We start from the raw sequence: 21,624 nt of genomic DNA, 5'->3' as shown, positions 1-21,624 counted from the left end.
CGCAGCGAAGGAACCCGAGCCTGCGAGGGCCGAACGTAGGAGCAAGCCTTTTTGGGTACTTTTTCGGCGTCTGGAAAAAGTGCCTCGCCGTAAGGGCGAAACCACCAGCTGCCGCACCCGAAGAAACGGATATTCACCCAAACCACCCAGAGCATGGCCGGCCCAAAGGCCGCCAAGCCACCAAAAACAAAAAAGCCCCGACCAACCAGGCCGGGGCTCCTTCAAACGTCAGTCAAAAGATCAGAACCGCTCGATCTCCGCCTCAGCTTCCAACTGCTTGCGATACGCCGCAAAGTCCTGCTGCCCTTCACGGGAAGCCAGGAAGCGACGATATTGCGCCTTCTCTTCATCAGTAGGCGCGGCAGCTTCGTTAACACCGTTGAGTCGCACAACCATCAGACTGCCATCCGGCAAGGTAACGCTGGAGAAGGTCGGCTTGTCTTTGGCAGCCGGCTTCGGCATCCGGAACAGTGCCTGCAGCACAGCCGGATCAACCCCTTCCTGACCACGGGTGGCCGCTTCGGTGATCTTCCAGTTCTGACCGTCAATGGCCTTGTCCAGCGGCGCCTTGCCATCGCGCAGATCAGCGATCAGCTTCTCGGCACGGGTCTTGGCCTCGGCACTGGCGTGCTCCTTGGTCAGCTGAGTGCGGATCGCCGCGCTCACACTTTCCAGCGGCAGTTGCGCAGGCTTCAGGTGCTCCTTGGAACGCAGCACGATCACGGTTTCCGGGTCCAGCTCGATGGCGGTGCTGTTGGCACCTTCATCAATCACTTCCGGACTGAAAGCGGCAGTGACCACGGCACGGTTGGCTGCAACACCTTCGCCACCTTCACGGCCGAACGGTTTGGAAGTGTGCACGGTCAGTTTCAGATCCGCTGCTGGCTGCGCCAAGTCAGAGGCTTCGAACGCCGAGTCTTCCAGTTGCTTGGTCGCCTCAACGAAACGCTGCTCGACCTGAGCGGCTTTCAGCTCGCGGGTCAGCTTGTCTTTCAGGCTGGCCAGGGTCGGCACTTCAGGCGCTTCCACGCCCAACAGCTTGATCAGGTGATAACCGAAGTCGGTACGAATCGGCTCGGACACCTGGTCTTTCGACAAGGAGTACAGCGCTTTTTCAAAAGCTGGATCGTAAACGCCAGGACCGGCATAACCGAGGTCACCGCCATTGTTGGCGGAACCCGGGTCCTGCGAGAACTCTTTGGCCAGCGCTTCGAACTTCTCGCCCTTGGCCAGACGCGCCTGGACTTCGTCGATCTTCGCCTTAGCCTGCGCTTCGGTAGTCTTGTCGTTCACTTCGATGAGGATGTGCGCGGCACGACGCTGTTCCGCCAGGTTGGCGATCTCTTTCTGGTACGCCGCCTCAAGGTCTTCATCCTTGACCGCAACCTGATCAAAGAACGACGACTTCTTCAGCTCGACGTAATCGATGATCACCTGATCCGGCGTCATGAATTCCTTGGCGTGTTCGTCGTAGTAAGCCTTGACCTCGTCATCGGTCAGCTTGACCGCAGCCGGGTCGGCCTTGACGTTCAGAGTGGCGAAATCACGGGTCTGTTTTTCCAGACGGGCGAATGCCAGCACTTCGGCGTCGGTGACGAAACCGCTGCCGGCAACGCCAGCGCGCAATTGGCCGATTAGCATTTCCTGAGCCAGCATCTGGCGGAACTGCATGCGGCTGTAGCCCAGTTGACGGATCACCTGGTCGAAACGCTCGGAGCTGAACTTGCCATCGACCTGGAATTCAGGCGTCTGCAGGATCACTTGATCCAGCGCGGCTTCGGAGAACGAGAACTTCGCCTGTTCGGCGCCTTGCAGCAGCAACTTGCGGTCGATCAGGCCTTTGAGCGCCGATTCGCGCAGCATCTTTTCGTCGAGCAAGGAAGCATCGAAGTCCTTGCCCAGCTGTTGCATCAGCTGACGGCGTTGCATATCAACGGCCTGGCTCAGCTCGTTCTGGCTGATTTCGTCACCGTTGACCTTGGCCGCCTCGTTCTTGTGAGTCGTGGCCTGGAAAATGGCATCGAAACCGGTCAGGGCCATCAGTGCAACGATGACCCCGATAATGGTCTTGGCAATCCAGCCTTGTGAATTGTCCCTGATATTCTGCAGCATGCGTCCCCCAGAAACGGTTGAACTTCAATTTAGGCAACCGTGGAGCGTGGGTAGAATCCGGATAGAAGAAAGGCGCATCCGAGGATGCGCCTTCTCGTAACTGGCGGAGCGGACAGGGCTCGAACCCTCGATCCCGGCGTTACAGGTGGCTCTTTCAGCCACCTGCTCTACCGCTCCGCTGCCAAGTCAGGCTTGACCCCGACCCGGATGGGTAAAAACCTGGAAACTCAGTTAACAGCTTCTTTCAGCGCTTTACCGGCTTTGAAACCTGGCTTCTTGGCAGCCGGGATTTCCAGAGACTTGCCGGTTTGCGGGTTGCGACCGGTACGAGCCGGACGGTCAGTCACGGAGAAAGTACCGAAACCAACCAGAACAACGGAGTCGCCAGCCTTCAGAGCGCCAGTGACGGATTCGATTACAGCGTCCAGCGCACGGCCAGCAGCAGCTTTCGGGATATCAGCGGATGCAGCGATAGCATCAATCAGTTCCGACTTGTTCACTCTAAGTCCCCTTATATCTATTTTGAGATGTTTCTAAGTTTTTTGGTGAAAGCAAAAACGAGTGCTGAATGGCCTACAGACACTTAAGAGCCGCTTTATAACAAGGGCTCTAAAATGCTGTCAAGGAAAGCCCCCCAGGCTAAAACGTATTAATGCGTGCTAATTCTTTCCTTGGCATCAGACTCGCGTTTTTCGTCCTTGGCAACTATCTCCGGAGCCACATCCGGCAAGGGCTCCGGCGCGTATTGCAGCGCAATTTGCAGGACCTCGTCAATCCATTTAACCGGTTTGATCTGCAGATCCTGCTTGATATTGTCAGGAATCTCCTTCAGATCGCGGACGTTTTCTTCCGGAATAATCACAATCTTGATTCCGCCGCGATGTGCCGCCAGCAGTTTTTCTTTCAAACCGCCAATTGCCAACACCTGACCACGCAAAGTGATCTCACCGGTCATGGCGACATCGGCGCGCACCGGAATGCCGGTCAATGCCGAGACCAGCGCCGTGCACATGCCCACGCCAGCGCTAGGGCCGTCTTTCGGCGTAGCACCTTCCGGCATGTGAATATGGGTGTCGCGCTTCTCGTGGAAGTCCAGCGGGATGCCCAGGCTCTTGGCGCGGCTGCGCACAACGGTCTGTGCGGCAGTGATCGATTCGACCATCACATCACCGAGCGAACCGGTCTTGATCAGTTGCCCTTTACCCGGAATCACTGCGGCTTCGATGGTCAGCAATTCGCCGCCAACCTGAGTCCACGCCAGGCCAGTCACCTGCCCCACCTGATCCTGCTGCTCGGCCAGGCCGTAGCGGAACTTGCGCACGCCGAGGAAATGCTCGAGCAGATCAGCTGTCACTTTTACCGAGAAGCGTTTTTCCAGCGCATGCTCTTTCACTGCCTTGCGGCAGACCTTGGCGATCTGTCGCTCGAGGCCCCGCACGCCCGCTTCACGGGTGTAATAACGGATGATGTCGCGGATGGCTTCCTCGTCGAACTCCAGCTCGCCCTTCTTCAGACCGTTAGCGGTGATCTGTTTCGGCGAGAGGTATTTCACGGCGATGTTGATCTTCTCGTCTTCGGTGTAACCCGGCAGACGGATGACTTCCATCCGGTCCAGCAGCGCTGGCGGGATATTCATCGAGTTCGAGGTGCACAGGAACATCACATCAGAGAGGTCGTAATCGACTTCCAGATAGTGATCGTTGAAGTTGTGGTTCTGCTCGGGATCGAGCACCTCCAGCAACGCCGACGCCGGATCGCCACGCATGTCGCTGCCCATCTTGTCGATTTCATCGAGCAGGAACAGCGGGTTGCGTACGCCCACTTTTGTCATCTTTTGAATCAATCTTCCCGGCATCGAACCGATGTAGGTCCGGCGGTGACCACGAATTTCCGCTTCGTCACGCACGCCGCCCAAGGCCATACGTACGAATTTACGGTTGGTGGCATGGGCAATCGATTCCGCCAGCGAGGTTTTACCCACGCCTGGTGGACCGACCAGGCACAACACCGGGCCACGGATTTTCTTTACACGCTTCTGCACGGCGAGGTATTCAAGGATGCGCTCCTTGACCTCTTCAAGGCCGTAGTGATCGGCGTCGAGAATGTCTTCTGCACGAGCCAGGTCGAGACGTACTTTGCTTTGCGCCTTCCACGGCACCTGCACCAGCCAATCAATGTAGGAGCGCACCACGGTGGCTTCAGCCGACATCGGCGACATCTGCTTGAGCTTGTTCAGCTCGGCAGTCGCCTTGGCCAGCGCGTCTTTCGGCAGGCCGGCAGCATCGATGCGCTTTTTCAGCTCTTCGATTTCGTTGTGGCCTTCGTCGCCGTCACCGAGTTCTTTCTGAATGGCCTTCATCTGCTCATTCAGGTAGTACTCGCGCTGGCTGCGCTCCATTTGCTTTTTGACGCGACCGCGAATGCGTTTTTCAACCTGCAGCAGGTCGATTTCGGCATCCAGCAGCGCCAGCACGTGTTCGACACGGGCCGACAGATCGATGATCTCGAGGATTTCCTGCTTCTGCTCGATTTTCAGCGCCATGTGCGCGGCCATGGTGTCGACCAGACGACCCGGCTCATCGATGCTGTTGAGCGACGACAGGACTTCAGCCGGAACCTTCTTGCCCAGCTGGACGTATTGTTCGAACTGCGAAAGCAGCGTGCGTACGAAGACTTCCGACTCGCGCTCGGCGGCGTCGACTTCTTCGATCAGAGACACTTCGGCGCGGCAATGGCCATCGACTTCGCTGAAGCGCTCGACAGTACCACGCTGCTCGCCTTCGACCAGAACCTTGACGGTGCCGTCAGGCAGCTTCAGCAGTTGCAGAACCGTGGCAATTGTACCTACGCGATAGAGAGCGTCTTCACCGGGATCATCGTCAGCCGGGTTTCTCTGGGCCAGCAGCAGAATCTGCTTGTCACCCGTCATCGCGGCCTCGAGGGCTTCGATGGATTTCTCGCGCCCCACGAACAGCGGGATAACCATGTGCGGATAAACCACGACATCACGCAATGGCAGGAGAGGCAATTCGATGGTTGTCTTCATGATTTCGCCTCTACGGCGGCCGTATGGCCGTAATCAGATGGAATTAAGCTTGAAACCAAGATGGGGGCTGCCTCGAAAAAAAACAAGCGCAAAGCGGAGGTAAAAAACGACTTAAAAAAAAAGAGGCCCGAAGGCCCCTTCTTTGTTGCGGCGCTGTGAACGCTTACGCGTCCGGCGCTGCCTTGGCCGTCGGCTCACTGTTTTCATAGATATACAGTGGCTTGGACTTGCCTTCGATCACGCTTTCATCGATCACGACTTTGCTCACCTCGGACTGTGAGGGGATCTCATACATCGTGTCGAGCAGCACACCTTCGAGAATCGAACGCAGGCCACGGGCACCGGTTTTACGTTCCAGGGCACGCTTGGCGACCGATTTCAGCGCGTCGGAACGGAATTCCAGATCCACGCCTTCCATCTCGAACAGCTTGGCATACTGTTTGGTCAGAGCATTTTTCGGCTCTGTGAGGATTTGCATCAGCGCAGCCTCGTCGAGCTCGTCCAGTGTCGCCAGGACCGGCAGACGACCGACGAATTCCGGGATCAGACCGAACTTGACCAGATCGTCAGGCTCGACTTCACGCAGGGATTCACCAACCTTCTTGCCCTCTTCCTTGCTGCGCACTTCGGCGTTGAAGCCGATGCCGCCTTTGGTGGAACGGTTCTGAATGACCTTTTCCAGGCCGGAGAACGCACCACCGCAGATGAACAGGATGTTACGGGTGTCGACCTGCAGGAACTCCTGCTGCGGATGCTTGCGGCCACCTTGCGGCGGTACCGAAGCGACCGTGCCTTCGATCAACTTGAGCAAGGCCTGCTGCACGCCTTCACCGGAAACATCACGGGTGATCGACGGGTTGTCGGACTTGCGGGAAATCTTGTCGATTTCGTCGATGTAGACAATGCCCATCTGGGCTTTCTCTACGTCGTAATCGCACTTCTGCAGCAGCTTCTGAATGATGTTCTCGACATCTTCACCCACGTAACCTGCCTCGGTGAGGGTAGTCGCGTCAGCGATCGTGAACGGAACGTTCAGCAAGCGGGCCAGTGTTTCGGCCAGCAGGGTTTTACCGGAGCCTGTCGGGCCGATCAGCAGGATGTTGCTCTTGCCGAGTTCGACGTCGTCAGCCTTTTTGTCACGTTGGTTCAGGCGCTTGTAGTGGTTGTACACCGCTACGGCCAAAACCTTTTTCGCACGCTCCTGACCAATGACGTACTGGTCAAGGATGCCGCTGATTTCTTTAGGCGAAGGCAATTTATGCGCGCTGCTTTCGGCCTGTGCTTCCTGCACCTCCTCGCGGATGATGTCATTGCACAGGTCGACGCACTCGTCGCAGATAAAGACCGAGGGGCCGGCAATCAATTTGCGCACTTCATGCTGGCTTTTGCCACAGAAGGAGCAATAGAGCAGCTTGCCGTTGTCCTCGCCGTTGCGGGTGTCAGTCATTCGTTCGATCCAAATCCGATAGGCTTGCAACACAAGATGAAGGCTATTGCGGGCTTTTTCAAGCCCGCCGCTGATCGGACGTGCCGATCAGGCCTGTTTTGCGCTGCTTATATTAAGCTGGACGCTGGTTGATCACTTCGTCGATCAGGCCGTATTCCTTCGCAGCTTCGGCACTCATGAAGTTGTCGCGATTGGTATCGCGCTCGATTTCTTCCAGAGTACGGCCGCTGTGCTTGGCCATCAGCATGTTCAGACGCTCGCGGATGAAGAGGATTTCCTTGGCGTGGATTTCGATGTCCGACGCCTGGCCCTGGAAACCGCCCAGTGGCTGGTGAATCATCACGCGCGAGTTCGGCAGGCAGAAACGCTTGCCCGGAGCACCTGCGGTGAGCAGGAATGCGCCCATGCTGCAGGCCTGACCGATGCAGGTGGTCGATACGTTCGGCTTGATGAACTGCATGGTGTCGTAGATCGACATGCCTGCAGTTACCGAACCGCCCGGCGAGTTGATGTACAGATGGATGTCCTTGTCCGGGTTTTCCGCTTCAAGGAACAGCAGTTGCGCACAGATCAGGTTGGCCATGTAGTCCTCTACCGGGCCCACCAGAAAGATCACTCGCTCCTTGAGCAGGCGCGAGTAGATGTCGTAGGCGCGTTCGCCACGAGCGGACTGCTCGACAACCATCGGGACCAGGCCGCCGGCGGCCTGGATATCAGAGTTCTGCTGAATATAAGAATTACGGAACATGCTCTGCAGTCGCTCCCAAATAGTTATGTCTTGAATACGCATAAGCCAGCTCGAGAGCTGGCTTATGGTGTGCACTTCTAACGCAAAATCAATCAGTCGGCTGCTGGAGCTTCTACCGGCTTGACTGCTTCTTCGTAGGAGACCGATTTGTCGGTCACACTAGCTTTCTGCAGAACAGTATCCACAACTTGTTCTTCCAGCACAACCGAACGCACTTCGTTCAGTTGCTGCTCGTTTTTGTAGTACCACGACACGACCTGCTCTGGCTCCTGGTAAGCGGAAGCCATTTCCTGAATCATTTCGCGAACGCGAGCTTCGTCAGGCTTGAGGTCGAACTGCTTGACCACTTCAGCAACGATCAGGCCCAGCACGACGCGGCGCTTGGCTTGCTCTTCGAACAGCTCGGCCGGCAGTTGGTCTGGCTTGATGTTGCCGCCGAACTGCTGAACAGCCTGCACGCGCAGACGGTCAACTTCGTTGGACAGCAGAGCCTTTGGCACTTCGATAGGGTTGGTGGCCAGCAGACCGTCCATTACCTGATTCTTGACCTTGGATTTGATCGCCTGACGCAGTTCACGCTCCATGTTCTTGCGAACTTCGGTGCGGAAACCGTCGATGCCGCTTTCCTTGATGCCGAATTGAGCGAAGAACTCTTCGTTCAGCTCAGGCAGCTTAGGCTCGGACACAGTGTTGACGGTCACGGTGAACTCGGCGGTTTTGCCAGCCAGGTCCAGGTTCTGATAGTCCTCAGGGAAGGTCAGGTTCAGAACGCGCTCTTCGCCAGCCTTAGCGCCAACCAGGCCTTCTTCGAAGCCCGGGATCATGCGGCCGGAACCCAGTACCAGCTGAGTGCCCTTGGCGGAGCCGCCAGCGAACACTTCGCCGTCAACCTTGCCAACGAAATCGATGTTCAGCTGATCTTCGTTCTGGGCAGCACGGTCGGCCACTTCGAAACGGGTGTTCTGCTTGCGCAGGATGTCGAGCATCTTGTCCAGGTCAGCGTCAGCCACTTCAGCGCTCAGACGCTCAACGGTGATGCCTTCGAAGCCAGCAACGGTGAACTCAGGGAAGACTTCGAATACAGCAACGTATTCCAGATCCTTGCCCGCTTCGAGCGACTTTGGCTCGATCGAAGGCGAACCGGCAGGGTTGAGCTTCTGCTCGACCACAGCTTCGTAGAAGGAAGACTGGATGACGTCGCCTACCGCTTCCTGACGCGCATCAGCACCGAAACGGCGCTTGATTTCGCTCATTGGCACTTTGCCTGGACGGAAGCCAGCAATTTTGGCCTTTTGGGCAGTCTGCTGCAGACGCTTGTTGACCTGAGTCTCGATGCGCTCTGCCGGCACGGTGACGCTCATGCGGCGCTCGAGAGCAGTAGTATTTTCAACAGAAACTTGCATGGATATTCCTCGTTGCACAGACGTTAGCCGGCCGTTTCCGACCCCAGAATCAAGGGCATGCATTCTAGTGGGTCAAACTCAAGAAGTCACCCTACTGGAAACGGGTAAAAAAACAGCAGGCAATTTATAGGGAGCGCCGCACGAATGCCGTGCACTCCACTGGCGAATACAAGCGATCACGTCAGGGCTCTGCAGCAACGCTTCTATATATAGAAGCAACTATCAAATCCGCCCCGACAGGCGTTCCGGTAAAACCGGAACGACGAGCAGTTCAGCGTCATCCGATCCTTTAAAAGCGATGAAGTGCCCTGCCCTGCGCTTCGAAATCGGCCATGGCCGGATTTCGAAACCGCTAAAACAAAAAAGGCGCCAGACTGTTAAATCTGGCGCCTTTCGAAATATGGGGTGGACGATGGGGATCGAACCCACGACAACGGGAGTCACAATCCCGTGCTCTACCAACTGAGCTACGCCCACCATATTGCGTAACAAAAAAGCCAAACAACTTCTTTGTCGAAACTTCATCAGGCCCGAGGCACAGATGAAGCTTTATTTGGTGCGGATGAAGAGACTCGAACTCTTACGCCTCGCGGCGCTGGAACCTAAATCCAGTGTGTCTACCAATTCCACCACATCCGCGGATGAAGCTTTTAAAGCAAAGGCGCCAGACCGTTAAATCTGGCGCCTTTCGAAATATGGGGTGGACGATGGGGATCGAACCCACGACAACGGGAGTCACAATCCCGTGCTCTACCAACTGAGCTACGCCCACCATATCGCGTTACTTGTGCCAAAGCTGCCTAATGGCGCACCCGGCAGGACTCGAACCTGCGACCATCCGCTTAGAAGGCGGATGCTCTATCCAGCTGAGCTACGGGCGCCTTGTTAATCTGTACTCTTAAAGGACTACAAACTAAGTGCTTTCCAGCGTCGCAGAACCTTGATTCCGCTTCACCTTCTTAACCAGTGCTAGGCTGTGCCCGACAAGTGCGACGAATAGTATAGAGGGCTCCAAAGGTCGTCAAATCCTTTTTGAAAAAAATTCATTTAATTAAAGGAGTTAGAGGAATTTGCTGACCAAGCGCCTTTGCCCTCACCGCTCGACATGCGAGAATGCGTTCTCATTTTTTCCCCTCTCGATGGTTAATCACGCGCAATGACTGCACAACTAATCGACGGCAAATCGATCGCCGCCAGCCTGCGCCAGCAGATCGCCCAACGAGTTGCCGAGCGTCGCCAGCAAGGCCTGCGCACCCCCGGCCTCGCGGTGATCCTGGTCGGCAGCGATCCTGCCTCTCAGGTTTATGTCTCGCACAAGCGTAAAGACTGTGAAGAGGTTGGCTTCCTCTCTCAAGCCTACGACCTGCCCTCCGACACCACTCAGGACGCCCTGACCGATCTGATCGATCGCCTCAACGACGATCCGGCTATCGACGGCGTTCTCCTGCAGTTGCCTCTGCCCGAACATCTCGACGCGTCCAAGCTGCTGGAACGCATCCGCCCGGACAAAGACGTCGACGGCTTCCACCCGTACAACGTCGGTCGCCTGGCCCAGCGCATCCCGCTGCTGCGCCCCTGCACCCCGAAAGGCATCATGACTTTGCTGGAAAGCACTGGCGCTGATCTTTACGGGATGGATGCGGTAGTTGTGGGCGCCTCCAATATCGTCGGTCGCCCGATGGCCATGGAATTGTTGCTGGCCGGCTGCACCGTCACCGTGACTCACCGCTTCACCAAGGATCTGGCCGGTCACGTCGGCCGCGCTGATCTGGTGGTCGTTGCCGCCGGCAAGCCGGGCCTGGTCAAGGGCGAGTGGATCAAGGAAGGCGCGATCGTGATCGACGTCGGCATCAACCGTCAGGAAGACGGCAAACTGGTCGGTGACGTCGTCTACGAAACTGCCCTGCCCCGCGCTGGCTGGATCACTCCGGTACCGGGCGGCGTCGGCCCGATGACCCGCGCCTGCTTGCTGGAAAACACCCTCTACGCGGCAGAAACCCTGCACGTCTGACCGGTTTTTTCCGCCGCATCAGAACCCCGCCTCGTGCGGGGTTTTTAATGCCTGAGAAAAAACTTCAACCGTTCGCCGGAAACCGCTCTTTTTACAGGCCTTTTCACGAGATTTTCAGGTCTTACAAACAACCATCGACAGTTCTTCAGCCATACTCCTAAAATGCGCCGGTTTTAAGAAATAACCCGTTACAAACTAACGGTATATCCAACCTTTTAGAGTTCGCCCGCGTGAAAATTCGTCTCTCGATTCTGAGCCTGTTGTTTGCTGTTACAGGCACATTCATCACGCCAACGATCAACGCTGCGGAAACCACCGCTGCCCCACGTGACGCTTCGACTTTGAAGATCGCGTCCGGCAGCGCCCTGCTCATGGATATGCAGACCAATAAAGTCATCTATTCCAGCAACCCTGACGTGATCGTGCCGATCGCTTCCGTCAGCAAGCTGATGACGGGCCTGGTCGTGGTAGAAGCTCGACAGAACATGGACGAATGGATCGATGTCGACATCAGGAACACTCCGGAAATGAAGGGTGTGTTCTCCCGGGTCAAACTCAAGAGTGAGCTGCCGCGCCGCGAGATGCTGCTGATCGCCTTGATGTCTTCGGAAAACCGCGCCGCCGCCAGCCTCGCCCATCACTATCCGGGCGGCTACGCTGCTTTTATCGCGGCAATGAACGCCAAGGCCAAGGCGCTGGGCATGACCAGCACGCACTTTGTCGAGCCTACCGGCTTGTCGGAGCGCAACGTTTCCACCGCCCGCGACCTGAGCAAACTGCTGGTGGCTGCGCACAAGCAACCGCTTCTGGTGCAACTGACCACCACCAAGGAAAAAACCGTGGCGTTCCGCAAGCCCAACTACACCCTGGGCTTCCGCAATACCGACCACTTGGTCAATAAGGCCGATTGGGACATCAAGATCACCAAGACCGGCTTCACCAACCCGGCCGGCCATTGCCTGGTGCTGGTGACGAAGATGGGCAACCGTCCGGTCGCCCTGGTGATTCTCGATGCGTTTGGCAAATACACGCATTTTGCCGATGCCAGCCGTATCCGCAGCTGGGTGGAAACCGGGCGCAGCGCCAGTGTTCCTGCGGTGGCACAGCAGTACAAAGCCGACAAAAACCTCAAGAGCCGTCAGAGCGGCGTAGTCGAGGCGGCCAAGTAAATCCAGCGTTGATGAAAAAGCCCCGAATCTTCGGGGCTTTTTTCGTCTGCGCATCAGTCGTTGGGCAGCGGCATCTTGTCGTCATCGGGGATGCCATCGCCCGAGCTCGGCTCTGGCGAAACCTCCGGCGTCAGCACATTGGGCCGGGCCAGCGGGTCACGCATCGGGCTGTCCGGGTCCAGCACCGGATCAACCTCAGGCTCCGGCGTGGTCGGCACGCTGTCAGGTTTGTGGTCATCGAAGCTTGAATCGGTACTCATACGCACCTCACATCAAGGTTTCAGATCGGCTAACGGATCATAGGGCTTGGCCGGTTTCTTCGGATCTTCACCGGGCTCGACATCCAGCGGTGCTTTGGCCGGACCGACCGGATCAACTTGCGGATCGTCAAGGTCCGGCGAATCCGGATCGAATCCCAGATCATCACCCGAGGAATGTTCGGACGAGTGCGGGCCTTTCGGGTTTGGGGAATCTGCCATGTTGCCTCCTTGATTCACCCGCGAAGCACGGGCATTAATCTTCAGAGGCTGGCCGGGCGCAGTCGTGCCCGGCAGATGACGAACGGAGGTTTATTGCGCCGCCAGAGCCTTTCGCGCCTGCGCCGCAGCGTTTTCTTCACCGGCCTGGGCCAGTTCATCGGCGGCTTTCAGCCAACGGGAGCGGTCGACGGCTGCCGGGATCTGCGACGGTTTCTGAATCAGGATTGCCCAGCCACCGGCCTTTTCGAGCGCTGCTTCGAAGCTGGCGAAATCCATCAACTGCCGACGATTCATGCCGGCGCGCAGCAGGACTTTCTGTTTATTGCGATCGTAGCCGGACAGGATCGCGTAACGCGGCTCGGCCCAGAATGCCGAACCTTCACTGAAACGCACCATGACCGGATAGCCCGCTGCGACCTGGGTCAGCAAGGCCGGCAGCTTGCTGTCGAGCGGATAAACCACCAGGCCATATTCGCGAGCAAGGTTCTGCATGTTCTGCTGCAGCTTGTCCTCAGCCCCCGGCAAGTGCAGCGGTTTTTCCAGAAGGCCTGGGGTGATGACGATGCCTTGTTGCGACAGCAGACTGGCGAGCACCTGTGGCCCACTCTGGTTGGCTTCGCCACGATAGAAGGTGCCGCTGAGCTCAACCCGCTCCGGCAAGCGTTTGACTTCCGGCGCTACATTGCCTGCACATCCGCTCAGCACCACCGCGCAAGCGCCGGCAAGCAACGCTCCGCGCACTCGAGAAAATACCTGCACCATCAATCACTCTCTTCCAGACGCCGGTCATCGTGTTCCGGCAACGCCAGCGATCATAGAGCCGCACCCGCCTGCGGTATAGCCTTAAACCGCAGAGCGGGCGATTGCATAGAGCAAACTGATTGGTGACTAACGACCTTTGGTCAATAGCTTGAAACACCCCATTGACTAGACTGTCACTGAAATAGAGCGAATTGCGAAAAGCGGGCGCCCGATGCAGGGCGAAGAGGAGGCACCAATGAGCCTGACCATGACCATCGTGATGTTGATAGCCGGCTGGCTGGCCGTGGCGACTGCCATGTTGTGGGGCGTGCTGCGGATTTCGCGGCGCCACCATCATCCGGTGCAGACGATGCCGGTTGAGAAGACAGAAAAGCATCCAGTGCGACACGCTGCTGCGCATTGAGGACCAACAAGGTCCTTCCCTCAGGAGAGCGCTCAGCAGCAGCGCGCTCTCGATAACTCAGCAAAAGGTGAATAAAAAAACCGCCTGAGCTCAACCAGCCCAGGCGGTTTTTTGTGTTCTCAGCAATTACGCCTGCTGAGCAACCTTCTTCTGCTTCGCCCGGCGCGACATCATGTTCAACACCTCAATGCCCGCCGAGAACGCCATGGCCGCGTACACATAACCTTTCGGAACATGGGCGCCGAAGCCCTCAGCGATCAGCGTCATGCCGATCATGATCAGGAAGCCCAGCGCCAGCATGACCACCGTCGGGTTATCGTTGATGAACTTGGCCAGCGGGTCAGCCGCGAGCAGCATCACCAGCACCGACACCACCACCGCGATGATCATGATCGGCAAGTGTTCGGTCATGCCGACAGCGGTAATGATGCTGTCGATCGAGAACACCATGTCGAGCATCAGGATCTGACCGATAGCTGCGGCAAAACCCAGGGTTACGGTGGAAGTCGCGGTCTTCGGGTCTTCCGGCGACGGGTCCATGCTGTGATGGATCTCGGTCGTGGCTTTCCACACCAGGAACAGGCCACCGGCGATCAGGATCATGTCCTTCCAAGAGAACGCCTGGCCAAGAATTTCAATCACAGGCTCCGTCAACTGCACGATGAACGCGATGGTGCTCAACAACGCCAGACGCAGAATCAGGGCCATGCCGATACCGATACGGCGCGCCTTCTGCCGATGCTGTTCGGGCAGCTTGTTGGTCAGGATCGAAATAAAGATCAGGTTATCGATGCCAAGCACGATTTCCATTACCACCAGTGTGGCCAAAGCAACCCAAGCGGTGGGGCTGGCGGCGAGTTCTAACAGATATTCCATGGGTCAGTCCTGACTCTGTGTAAGACGGTTTAAATGGTCTTGGAGGAAGATTCGGATTCTTCCGCTTGTTTTTCCGGTGTTTCTTTTTTCTCGATCAAACCACCAGTGGCATCGCTGAGCGCTTGCTCAGCGGCTTTATGGGTGTCGTCGATTGCTTGTTTGGCGGTTTCAGCCGCCGCGCCCATCAGTTGCTGGGCGCTTTTTTCCGCCTGATCACAACCGGCCAGAACCAGTAAAGACGCAAACATCACTGCGGGAAATGTGTATTTCATAAGGTTTCCTTCGAATGAACAGACAGGCGCACACACCGGCCGTCGATGGCTGGGCATTCTAGGGAGATGAACACTTCAGGAAAATTCGTATTTTTAGCGGCTATACTTCGGTTTTCACGAAGTGGCCATCACTATGCTCAATTACCGACAACTGCATTACTTCTGGGTTGTAGCCAAAACCGGCAGCATCGTCCGCGCCTGCGAGCAACTGAACCTGACGCCACAGACCATCAGCGGGCAGATTTCACTGCTTGAGCAAACTTATGGCGTGGAACTGTTTCGCCGGGTTGGCCGCCAGTTGGAGCTCACCGAAGCCGGGCGCCAGGCCCTGCCCTACGCTGAGCAGATGTTTCAGTTGGGCGGCGAGCTGGAGCTGATGCTGCGTGCGCAGCCCAACGAGCAGCAGATCCTCTTTCGCGTCGGGGTGGCCGACGTGGTGCCCAAATCCATTGTCTATCGGCTGATCGCGCCGACCATGGAGTTGAGCGAGCCGCTGCGCATCACCTGCCGCGAAGACAAACTCGAGCGCCTGCTTGCCGATCTGGCCATTCAGCGTCTGGATCTGGTGATTTCCGACAGTCCGATGCCTTCGCATCTGGACATCAAAGGCTACAGCCAGAAGCTCGGTGAATGCGGGATCAGTTTTTTCGCCACCGCCGAACTCGCCGCGCAGTATGGCCAGGATTTCCCGCGCAGCCTGCACGGCGCACCGCTGCTGATTCCCGGCGCGGAAACCGTGGTGCGCAGCCGTTTGCAGCGCTGGTTCGCCGAACAGCAGATCCAGCCGCAGATTGTCGGCGAATTCGATGACAGTGCTTTGATGCAGGCCTTCGGCCAATCCGGCAGCGGGATCTTTATCGGCCCGAGCGTGATTGCCGAGGAAGTGAAGCGCCAGTACGGCGTCGAGTTGATCGGCCAGACCGACGCAGTGAGCGAGTCGTTCTATGCCATTTCGGTGGAACGCAAGGTCAAGCACCCTGGCATCGTAGCGATTACCGAGGGTGCCCGACGCGAGCTGTTTACCGGGTTATGAAGCGCAGACTTCACGCGGCTTCAGCGTCATCAGCACCATGGCGAGGAACACCGACAGCAAAATGAAGCCGGCAGCGGCAAAGCCCAGAAAGCCCAGCCCCGCAGTGTCGATCACCCGGCCGCCAACCATCGCGCCTAGACCAATGCCGAGATTGGCCCCGGCAATGTTCAGCGACGCGGCGAAGGCCGGCGCTTCCGGTGCTGCTTTCATCAGGCGCACATGGCTGACCAGGAACAGCGCCGCCTGAGTCACGCCCCAGATGCCCATCGCCACCGCCAGACCCACTGGCGAATGAATGTTCGGCACCAGCGAAACCATGCCGGCGATCATGAACGCACAGAACAACACCGACGCCCCCAACGGATGCCGATCCACCGCTCGCCCACCGAGCGAGTTGCCGATCAGCCCGACTGCGCCAAACGCCATCAGGCACCAGCCGACCACGGTGCCGTTGAAACCGGCAAGTCGTTCGAGGATGTCAGCAAGGTAGGTGTAAGCGGTAAACATGCCGCTGAACACCAGAATCGATAACAAGATATGGCCGAGCATCAGCGGGCTGCGCAGGATCTTGAACTGCGAACGGAAGCTGACCTGATGCTGGTGCAGACTGGTTTTCGGCAGGTAGACAAACAGCAGCAAGGCTTTGGCAAACGCGATCAGCGCCAGAATGCCGAATGCGCTGCGCCAGCCGAACGCGTCGGAAATCAGCGTGCCGACCGGAATGCCGAACACAGTGGCGCAGACGATGCCGAAGCCGATCTTGGCGATGGCGCGGCCGGCGAAATCCGGGCCGACGATGTCGACGGCGGTTTCACTGGCCAATGCCCAGAACACTGGCAAACCCAACGCCGGAATCAACCGTGCGATGGCCATCACCCAGATATTCGGTGCCAACGCTGCAACGGTATTGGCCAGACCGAACATGATCAGAATGCTGATAAACAGTTTGCGCCGTTCGAAACGGGCGAAATACGCGGTCAGGAACGGGCCGAACAGCGCCACGGTAAAGGCGAACAAGGTCACCAGCAGCCCCGCTTGCGGAATGCTGACTTCGAGGTCTCGGGCAATCGCCGGCAACAGGCCGACAATGACGAATTCCGTGGTCAGCACCGTGAACCCGGCGGCGGACAACAGAAGAATAGGCAACAGCATGCGCAACTCCAGCAAAACGACGACACCAGCGATGACCCGGAGGCCCGCTGGCAGAACTTGAAAATGAGGATGGTGAAGCTTAACAGACTGCGTCCGCACTGAGTTGCCCAAAACTGCCGATCTGCCGGGCCGATCCGGTGGCAGATCGTCACAGGCCTGAAGGTTCACGCCTACGCTGTGATAAAGTCCGCGCCCTGAAAATCGTACAGCTGTTCAACGTGCCGTTTGGCGGCGTTGATGTCACTTCGACAGGCGTTTCGTGACTGCCCACGACGCTTCGCACCCTATAAAAAACAGAGATGCCGCTATGACCGCTTCATCCCCTTCGTTACTGCAACGCCTGAAACGCCTGAGTCTGGTCAGCCAGATCGTCATTGGTCTGATCGCCGGTATTGCCCTGGCCCTGATTGCACCGGAGCTGGCGAAGTCCACCGCGTTCATCGGCAAGGTGTTTGTCTCGGCGTTGAAAGCCGTGGCGCCGATTCTGGTGTTCGTTCTGGTGATGGCCTCGATCGCCAACCACAAGCACGGTCAGGAAACCCACATCCGCCCGATCCTGTTCCTCTACCTGCTGGGTACATTCAGCGCTGCGGTGGTGGCCGTGGTCGCCAGCATGGCGTTCCCGTCGAATCTGGTGTTATCGACCGAAAACGTTGCCGTGACTGCGCCTGGCGGCATCGGCGAAGTGCTGCAAAGCCTGTTGCTCAGCGTCGTCGATAACCCGGTCAGCGCGCTGATGAATGCCAACTTCATCGGCATTCTGGCCTGGGCGATCGGCATGGGCATTGCCATCCGCCACGCTGGCGACACCACTCGCGAAGTGCTCGGTGACTTGTCCAACGGCGTCACCGTGATCGTCCGCGTGGTCATTCGCTTCGCGCCGCTGGGCATCTTCGGCCTGGTCGCGTCGACACTGGCCACCTCCGGTTTCGGCGCGCTGCTCGGCTACGCGCACCTGCTGGCGGTGCTGCTGGGCTGCATGCTGTTCGTCGCGCTGGTGATGAACCCGCTGATCGTGTTCTGGAAGCTGCGCCGCAATCCGTACCCGTTGACCCTGATGTGCCTGCGCGAAAGCGGCATTACCGCGTTCTTCACCCGCAGCTCGGCGGCGAACATTCCGGTCAACCTGGAATTGAGCAAGCGCCTGGGCCTGCACGAAGACACCTACTCGGTATCGATCCCGCTGGGTGCGACCATCAACATGGCCGGTGCGGCGATCACCATTACCGTGCTGGCCTTGGCGGCGGTGCACACTTTGGGCATCGCCGTGGACATCCCGACCGCGATCCTGCTCAGCGTCGTCGCAGCCATTTGCGCCTGTGGCGCGTCCGGAGTGGCCGGCGGTTCGCTGCTGCTGATTCCGCTGGCGTGCAGCCTGTTCGGCATCCCGAGCGAGATCGCCATGCAGGTCGTGGCGGTGGGCTTCATTATTGGCGTGCTGCAGGATTCGGCGGAGACCGCGCTGAACTCGTCGACTGACGTGCTGTTTACAGCGGCGGCTTGCCTGGGCGAGGAAGAGAAGGCTCAGCGTACGGCGTAACCGCCTTACCTTGTGGGAGCGAGCCTGCTCGCGAAAGGGGCGAGACATTCAGCATTAATAGCGCCTGATACGCCGCATTCGCGAGCAGGCTCGCTCCCACAGGAAAACAAAAGCCCGCCAAGGCGCGAACCTTGGCGGGCTTTTTCGTATCCGGGTGTTTAGAACGCGCCCATGTAATCGCGCTTGCCCACTTCAACACCGTTATGACGCAGCAGCGCGTAGGTGGTGGTGACGTGGAAGAAGAACTGCGGCAGGCCGTAAGTCAGCAGATACGCCTGACCACTGAAGCGCTTCTCTTTCGGCGTGCCCGGACGGGTCACGATTTCGATGCCTTCCTTGCCATCGATCTGCTCTGGCTTGATCTCGCCGATGAAGGTCAGGACCTTGGCGATCAACGCTTGCAGCTCGGCAAAGGTGGTTTCAGTGTCGTCGTACTTCGGCAGTTCGACTTGGGCCAGACGCGCCGACACGCCTTTGGCGAAATCCACGGCGATCTGCACCTGGCGCACCAGCGGGAACATGTCCGGGTACAGACGCGCTTGCAGGAAGACGCTCTGGTCGATGTTTTTCGCGCTGGCGTGGGCTTCGGCCTTTTTCAGCACATCGCTCAGGGCGTTGAGCATTTGTTGAAAAACCGGGACGGATGCGGCGTACAGTGAAATGGTCATGGCAATCTCATGTGATGGCTGGGTAATACGTGGTGGCGATTATAGCCATGCTTGATGAGCACACGGCTTGCCTTTTGTTTGGCAAGGATTAGGCTAGGCGGCTTCGACTGCAGAGGGAACGCGCGATGAGCAACGAACAAGAATCCACCTCCGACCAGCCACGGCTCAATGCCACGGAAATCCGCATTCTCGGTGCGCTGATCGAAAAACAGGCCACCAGCCCGGAAACCTATCCGCTGACCCTCAACGCGCTGGTGCTGGCCTGCAATCAGAAAACCAGCCGCGAACCGGTAATGAACCTCAATCAGGGCCAGGTCGGCCAGAGCCTGCGGGCGCTGGAGGGGCGTGGTTTCACCCGGCTGGTGATGGGCAGCCGTGCCGACCGCTGGGAGCACAAGGTCGACAAGGCGCTGGAACTGGTGCCGGCACAGGTGATTCTGACGGGTTTGATGTTTCTGCGCGGTCCGCAGACCGTCAACGAACTGCTGACCCGCAGCGGGCGCATGCACGAGTTCGAAGACGCCGAGCAGGTCGTGCATCAGCTTGAACGCCTGATCGCACGCGGTCTGGCGGTATTGATTCCGCGTCAGGCCGGGCAGCGTGAGGATCGCTACACCCATGCCTTGGGCGATCCGGCAGATATCGAAGCGATCCTGGCGGCGCGGCAGAATCCTGGGGAGCGATCGGGCGGTGGCGTTTCACTGGAGCGTATCGAAGAACTGGAAGCGCGGATCGCCGCACTGGAAGAACGCCTGGCCCGCCTCGAATAATCACAACAGAACTTTGTGCGAGCGAGCCTGCTCGCGAACGCGTAGTGTCAGTCACCACGACCTCGAATGACCTGCCGCCTTCGCGAGCAGGCTCGCTCCCACAGGGTCTGCGCGATATTCAGCTGCCCGCTCTATTCCCCATCCCAGTAATCCACCCCATCCACCTGCCGCGCGACAGCGACAAAGCCCGAGGCCTTGCCCTCGGCATCCACCGTGAAATTATCCATCACCGCATACTTGTTCGAATCCGGATACTCGCAGATCTCCGGCTGCTGCTGAGTGCTCACCGCCAGATAACGCAGTTCGCCCGCGCTGGTATTGATGATCTGATGTGCCTTCTCCGGTCCGCCCGGTGGGCAGGCGATCACATCACCGGCGCGGATCGGAAAACGCTCCCCTCCCAAGCGCACCTCGCCCTCCCCGGCCACCACGTAGAACATCTCCTCATTGACCCGATGGCTGTGGAATGGACTGCCGCGCATGCCCGCTGGCAGTGCATACAGGCGATAACCGAGTTTCTGCGCACCGAGTTGCTGGCCGATCCGCGCGAAACGCTGCTGATAACGCGCGGCGGTTTCGCCTTCAGGGGCCAGGGCTTCGGGAAGGGCTTCGAGTTCGACCTCGTTGAGGTTGAGGATGGGCGGATGCATGGGCGGCCTCGGTTATGGTTTTTGTGATGGGCACGTCTGTGCGTGCTGGCGAGGATTATAGATAGTGATCCAGAACCGCAGCGCCGCCTTCGCGAGCAGGCTCGCTCCCACATTCAATCGCATTCCAACTGGAGGAACACGCTCAACTTGTGGGAGCGAGCCTGCTCGCGAAGAGGCTAGCCCAGCCACTAAAAGATCAATCAGCTACGCGCAAAATCCACCGCCGCCGCAAACTGAGCCTCATTCGGCCGCACCCCGGTGTACAGGACAAACTGCTCCAGCGCCTGAATCGCAATCACCTCAAGCCCGGTGATCACTCGCTTGCCCTCGGCTCGTGCACGCACAATCAGTGGGGTTTCCGAAGGAATCGCCACCACGTCGAATACAGTCTCAGCCGCCTTGATCACTTCAGGCTCGAACGCCAGTTGCCCCGCCTCCGGCCCGCCGTCCATGCCTACCGGGGTGACATTGATCAGCATCTGCGGGCGCTCGTCGCCAAGCTCGGCCTGCCAGCGATAACCCAGCGAGTCCGCCAGGGCGCGGCCGGCGCGTTCGTTACGGGCGACAATCAAACCGTTCTTGTAGCCACCATCGCGCAGGGCGCTGGCCACCGCTTTGGCCATGCCGCCGCTGCCGCGCAGGGCGAAGGTCGAATCCTTCGGCACCGCGTGGCTTTCCAGCAATTGCGCGACGGCGATGTAATCGGTGTTGTAGGCCTTGAGGTGGCCGCCAGTGTTGACGATGGTGTTGATCGACTGGATCGCCGCCGCCGACGCATCCAGCTCATCGACCAGCGCAATGCAGGCTTCCTTGAACGGCATCGACACGCCGCAGCCGCGAATGCCCAGTGCCCGGATGCCGCCGACCGCGCCGGTCAGGTCCTGGCTGCTGAACGCTTTGTAATAGAAATTCAGGCCCAGCTGTTCATACAAATGGTTGTGAAAACGCAGACCGAAATTCCCCGGCCGCCCCGACAGGGACATGCACAGTTGGGTGTCTTTGTTCGGGTTCATCTGCATGAAACTTCTCCTTCAAACGCACTTTCGGATGGACGGGATTGGCCAGCCCACCGGGTTCTGAATC

General features: G+C 58.2%; 21 protein-coding genes and 4 tRNA genes. 6 read left to right on the top strand and 19 right to left on the bottom strand.

What is annotated here, in order from left to right; genetic code table 11:
* Nucleotides 1-240 precede the first annotated feature (240 nt).
* The 10 genes from JWU58_RS10295 to JWU58_RS10250 all read right to left on the bottom strand — a co-directional run bounded on the left by JWU58_RS10295 (nucleotide 241) and on the right by JWU58_RS10250 (nucleotide 9,637).
* Nucleotides 241-2,112, bottom strand: coding sequence for a SurA N-terminal domain-containing protein (locus tag JWU58_RS10295; protein WP_110646902.1), 1,872 nt, complete (start codon nucleotides 2,110-2,112; stop codon nucleotides 241-243).
* Nucleotides 2,113-2,339: 227 nt separating this feature from the next.
* Nucleotides 2,340-2,612, bottom strand: a complete 273-nt coding sequence (locus JWU58_RS10290; protein WP_016775333.1) for an HU family DNA-binding protein — start codon at nucleotides 2,610-2,612, stop codon at nucleotides 2,340-2,342.
* Between the two features lie 149 nt (nucleotides 2,613-2,761).
* Nucleotides 2,762-5,158 (bottom strand): endopeptidase La, encoded by a 2,397-nt coding sequence (lon, locus tag JWU58_RS10285; protein ID WP_206421867.1) that lies wholly within the window; start codon nucleotides 5,156-5,158, stop codon nucleotides 2,762-2,764.
* Between the two features lie 163 nt (nucleotides 5,159-5,321).
* Nucleotides 5,322-6,605, bottom strand: coding sequence for an ATP-dependent Clp protease ATP-binding subunit ClpX (clpX, locus tag JWU58_RS10280; protein WP_016775335.1), 1,284 nt, complete (start codon nucleotides 6,603-6,605; stop codon nucleotides 5,322-5,324).
* Between the two features lie 112 nt (nucleotides 6,606-6,717).
* Nucleotides 6,718-7,353 (bottom strand): ATP-dependent Clp endopeptidase proteolytic subunit ClpP, encoded by a 636-nt coding sequence (gene clpP / locus JWU58_RS10275; RefSeq protein ID WP_016775336.1) that lies wholly within the window; start codon nucleotides 7,351-7,353, stop codon nucleotides 6,718-6,720.
* A gap of 92 nt (nucleotides 7,354-7,445) precedes the next feature.
* On the bottom strand, nucleotides 7,446-8,756 hold the full coding sequence (gene tig, locus JWU58_RS10270; protein WP_016775337.1) for a trigger factor: 1,311 nt from the start codon (nucleotides 8,754-8,756) through the stop codon (nucleotides 7,446-7,448).
* 401 nt (nucleotides 8,757-9,157) lie between these two features.
* A tRNA-His gene (locus JWU58_RS10265) sits at nucleotides 9,158-9,233 on the bottom strand.
* Nucleotides 9,234-9,310: 77 nt separating this feature from the next.
* Nucleotides 9,311-9,395, bottom strand: a tRNA-Leu gene (locus JWU58_RS10260).
* A gap of 57 nt (nucleotides 9,396-9,452) precedes the next feature.
* Nucleotides 9,453-9,528, bottom strand: a tRNA-His gene (locus JWU58_RS10255).
* A gap of 32 nt (nucleotides 9,529-9,560) precedes the next feature.
* Nucleotides 9,561-9,637, bottom strand: a tRNA-Arg gene (locus JWU58_RS10250).
* Between the two features lie 275 nt (nucleotides 9,638-9,912).
* Between JWU58_RS10250 and folD the strand changes: the two genes are divergently transcribed.
* Together folD and pbpG are read left to right on the top strand one after the other, a co-directional pair.
* Entirely contained in the window at nucleotides 9,913-10,767 is an 855-nt protein-coding gene (gene folD, locus JWU58_RS10245) for a bifunctional methylenetetrahydrofolate dehydrogenase/methenyltetrahydrofolate cyclohydrolase FolD (protein ID WP_122698458.1), read from the top strand.
* A 230-nt stretch (nucleotides 10,768-10,997) separates the two neighbouring features.
* Nucleotides 10,998-11,936 (top strand): D-alanyl-D-alanine endopeptidase, encoded by a 939-nt coding sequence (gene pbpG / locus JWU58_RS10240; RefSeq protein WP_073471341.1) that lies wholly within the window; start codon nucleotides 10,998-11,000, stop codon nucleotides 11,934-11,936.
* Between the two features lie 53 nt (nucleotides 11,937-11,989).
* Here pbpG and JWU58_RS10235 read toward each other — a convergent pair whose 3' ends face one another.
* From JWU58_RS10235 to JWU58_RS10225, 3 genes are all read right to left on the bottom strand, one after another.
* A complete protein-coding gene (locus tag JWU58_RS10235; protein WP_016775340.1) occupies nucleotides 11,990-12,196 on the bottom strand; it encodes a hypothetical protein in 207 nt (68 codons plus the stop codon).
* Between the two features lie 12 nt (nucleotides 12,197-12,208).
* Nucleotides 12,209-12,415 carry a DUF6021 family protein gene (locus tag JWU58_RS10230; protein WP_024013462.1) on the bottom strand — a complete coding sequence of 69 codons (207 nt, stop codon included), beginning with the start codon at nucleotides 12,413-12,415 and terminating at the stop codon, nucleotides 12,209-12,211.
* Nucleotides 12,416-12,505: 90 nt separating this feature from the next.
* Nucleotides 12,506-13,177 carry a peptidase C39 family protein gene (locus tag JWU58_RS10225; protein WP_206421866.1) on the bottom strand — a complete coding sequence of 224 codons (672 nt, stop codon included), beginning with the start codon at nucleotides 13,175-13,177 and terminating at the stop codon, nucleotides 12,506-12,508.
* Nucleotides 13,178-13,412: 235 nt separating this feature from the next.
* On the opposite strand from JWU58_RS10225, the gene JWU58_RS10220 reads away from it, so the two are divergent.
* Nucleotides 13,413-13,580 carry a hypothetical protein gene (locus tag JWU58_RS10220; RefSeq protein WP_016775342.1) on the top strand — a complete coding sequence of 56 codons (168 nt, stop codon included), beginning with the start codon at nucleotides 13,413-13,415 and terminating at the stop codon, nucleotides 13,578-13,580.
* A 126-nt stretch (nucleotides 13,581-13,706) separates the two neighbouring features.
* Here JWU58_RS10220 and JWU58_RS10215 read toward each other — a convergent pair whose 3' ends face one another.
* Nucleotides 13,707-14,456, bottom strand: a complete 750-nt coding sequence (locus JWU58_RS10215; protein WP_071172950.1) for a TerC family protein — start codon at nucleotides 14,454-14,456, stop codon at nucleotides 13,707-13,709.
* A 29-nt stretch (nucleotides 14,457-14,485) separates the two neighbouring features.
* Nucleotides 14,486-14,728, bottom strand: a complete 243-nt coding sequence (locus tag JWU58_RS10210; RefSeq protein ID WP_024013465.1) for a hypothetical protein — start codon at nucleotides 14,726-14,728, stop codon at nucleotides 14,486-14,488.
* A gap of 133 nt (nucleotides 14,729-14,861) precedes the next feature.
* Between JWU58_RS10210 and nhaR the strand changes: the two genes are divergently transcribed.
* Nucleotides 14,862-15,761 (top strand): transcriptional activator NhaR, encoded by a 900-nt coding sequence (gene nhaR / locus JWU58_RS10205; RefSeq protein WP_016775345.1) that lies wholly within the window; start codon nucleotides 14,862-14,864, stop codon nucleotides 15,759-15,761.
* On the opposite strand, the gene JWU58_RS10200 is transcribed toward nhaR, so the two are convergent.
* Nucleotides 15,756-16,913: an MFS transporter gene (locus JWU58_RS10200; RefSeq protein ID WP_122612098.1), complete on the bottom strand. Its 1,158-nt coding sequence runs from the start codon at nucleotides 16,911-16,913 to the stop codon at nucleotides 15,756-15,758. The genes nhaR and JWU58_RS10200 overlap by 6 nt on opposite strands.
* A gap of 307 nt (nucleotides 16,914-17,220) precedes the next feature.
* On the opposite strand from JWU58_RS10200, the gene sstT reads away from it, so the two are divergent.
* Nucleotides 17,221-18,453, top strand: a complete 1,233-nt coding sequence (sstT, locus tag JWU58_RS10195; RefSeq protein ID WP_073471344.1) for a serine/threonine transporter SstT — start codon at nucleotides 17,221-17,223, stop codon at nucleotides 18,451-18,453.
* Nucleotides 18,454-18,611: 158 nt separating this feature from the next.
* Here the strand turns inward: sstT and JWU58_RS10190 are convergent, their stop codons facing one another.
* A complete protein-coding gene (locus tag JWU58_RS10190) occupies nucleotides 18,612-19,121 on the bottom strand; it encodes a DUF1993 domain-containing protein (RefSeq protein WP_206421865.1) in 510 nt (169 codons plus the stop codon).
* 125 nt (nucleotides 19,122-19,246) lie between these two features.
* On the opposite strand from JWU58_RS10190, the gene JWU58_RS10185 reads away from it, so the two are divergent.
* Nucleotides 19,247-19,891 (top strand): YceH family protein, encoded by a 645-nt coding sequence (locus tag JWU58_RS10185; RefSeq protein WP_016775349.1) that lies wholly within the window; start codon nucleotides 19,247-19,249, stop codon nucleotides 19,889-19,891.
* A 131-nt stretch (nucleotides 19,892-20,022) separates the two neighbouring features.
* Here the strand turns inward: JWU58_RS10185 and JWU58_RS10180 are convergent, their stop codons facing one another.
* Both JWU58_RS10180 and JWU58_RS10175 read right to left on the bottom strand, forming a co-directional pair.
* Nucleotides 20,023-20,541 (bottom strand): cupin domain-containing protein, encoded by a 519-nt coding sequence (locus JWU58_RS10180; protein WP_016775350.1) that lies wholly within the window; start codon nucleotides 20,539-20,541, stop codon nucleotides 20,023-20,025.
* A gap of 200 nt (nucleotides 20,542-20,741) precedes the next feature.
* Entirely contained in the window at nucleotides 20,742-21,560 is an 819-nt protein-coding gene (locus JWU58_RS10175) for a shikimate 5-dehydrogenase (RefSeq protein ID WP_122508131.1), read from the bottom strand.
* Nucleotides 21,561-21,624: the final 64 nt, after the last annotated feature.

Source organism: Pseudomonas atacamensis (assembly GCF_017167965.1).
GTDB lineage: Bacteria > Pseudomonadota > Gammaproteobacteria > Pseudomonadales > Pseudomonadaceae > Aquipseudomonas > Aquipseudomonas atacamensis.
The sequence above is the reverse complement of the archived record's forward strand: the minus strand, read 5'-3'. Positions and strand labels throughout refer to the sequence as shown.

Coding starts and splice junctions, on each gene's coding strand:
- JWU58_RS10295 (WP_110646902.1), bottom strand. CDS start 2,112: ATGCTGCAGAATATCAGGGACAATTCACAAGGCTGGATTGCCAAGACC.
- lon (WP_206421867.1), bottom strand. CDS start 5,158: ATGAAGACAACCATCGAATTGCCTCTCCTGCCATTGCGTGATGTCGTG.
- clpX (WP_016775335.1), bottom strand. CDS start 6,605: ATGACTGACACCCGCAACGGCGAGGACAACGGCAAGCTGCTCTATTGC.
- clpP (WP_016775336.1), bottom strand. CDS start 7,353: ATGTTCCGTAATTCTTATATTCAGCAGAACTCTGATATCCAGGCCGCC.
- tig (WP_016775337.1), bottom strand. CDS start 8,756: ATGCAAGTTTCTGTTGAAAATACTACTGCTCTCGAGCGCCGCATGAGC.
- folD (WP_122698458.1), top strand. CDS start 9,913: ATGACTGCACAACTAATCGACGGCAAATCGATCGCCGCCAGCCTGCGC.
- JWU58_RS10235 (WP_016775340.1), bottom strand. CDS start 12,196: ATGAGTACCGATTCAAGCTTCGATGACCACAAACCTGACAGCGTGCCG.
- JWU58_RS10230 (WP_024013462.1), bottom strand. CDS start 12,415: ATGGCAGATTCCCCAAACCCGAAAGGCCCGCACTCGTCCGAACATTCC.
- JWU58_RS10225 (WP_206421866.1), bottom strand. CDS start 13,177: ATGGTGCAGGTATTTTCTCGAGTGCGCGGAGCGTTGCTTGCCGGCGCT.
- JWU58_RS10220 (WP_016775342.1), top strand. CDS start 13,413: ATGAGCCTGACCATGACCATCGTGATGTTGATAGCCGGCTGGCTGGCC.
- JWU58_RS10215 (WP_071172950.1), bottom strand. CDS start 14,456: ATGGAATATCTGTTAGAACTCGCCGCCAGCCCCACCGCTTGGGTTGCT.
- JWU58_RS10210 (WP_024013465.1), bottom strand. CDS start 14,728: ATGAAATACACATTTCCCGCAGTGATGTTTGCGTCTTTACTGGTTCTG.
- nhaR (WP_016775345.1), top strand. CDS start 14,862: ATGCTCAATTACCGACAACTGCATTACTTCTGGGTTGTAGCCAAAACC.
- JWU58_RS10200 (WP_122612098.1), bottom strand. CDS start 16,913: ATGCTGTTGCCTATTCTTCTGTTGTCCGCCGCCGGGTTCACGGTGCTG.
- sstT (WP_073471344.1), top strand. CDS start 17,221: ATGACCGCTTCATCCCCTTCGTTACTGCAACGCCTGAAACGCCTGAGT.
- JWU58_RS10190 (WP_206421865.1), bottom strand. CDS start 19,121: ATGACCATTTCACTGTACGCCGCATCCGTCCCGGTTTTTCAACAAATG.
- JWU58_RS10185 (WP_016775349.1), top strand. CDS start 19,247: ATGAGCAACGAACAAGAATCCACCTCCGACCAGCCACGGCTCAATGCC.
- JWU58_RS10180 (WP_016775350.1), bottom strand. CDS start 20,541: ATGCATCCGCCCATCCTCAACCTCAACGAGGTCGAACTCGAAGCCCTT.
- JWU58_RS10175 (WP_122508131.1), bottom strand. CDS start 21,560: ATGCAGATGAACCCGAACAAAGACACCCAACTGTGCATGTCCCTGTCG.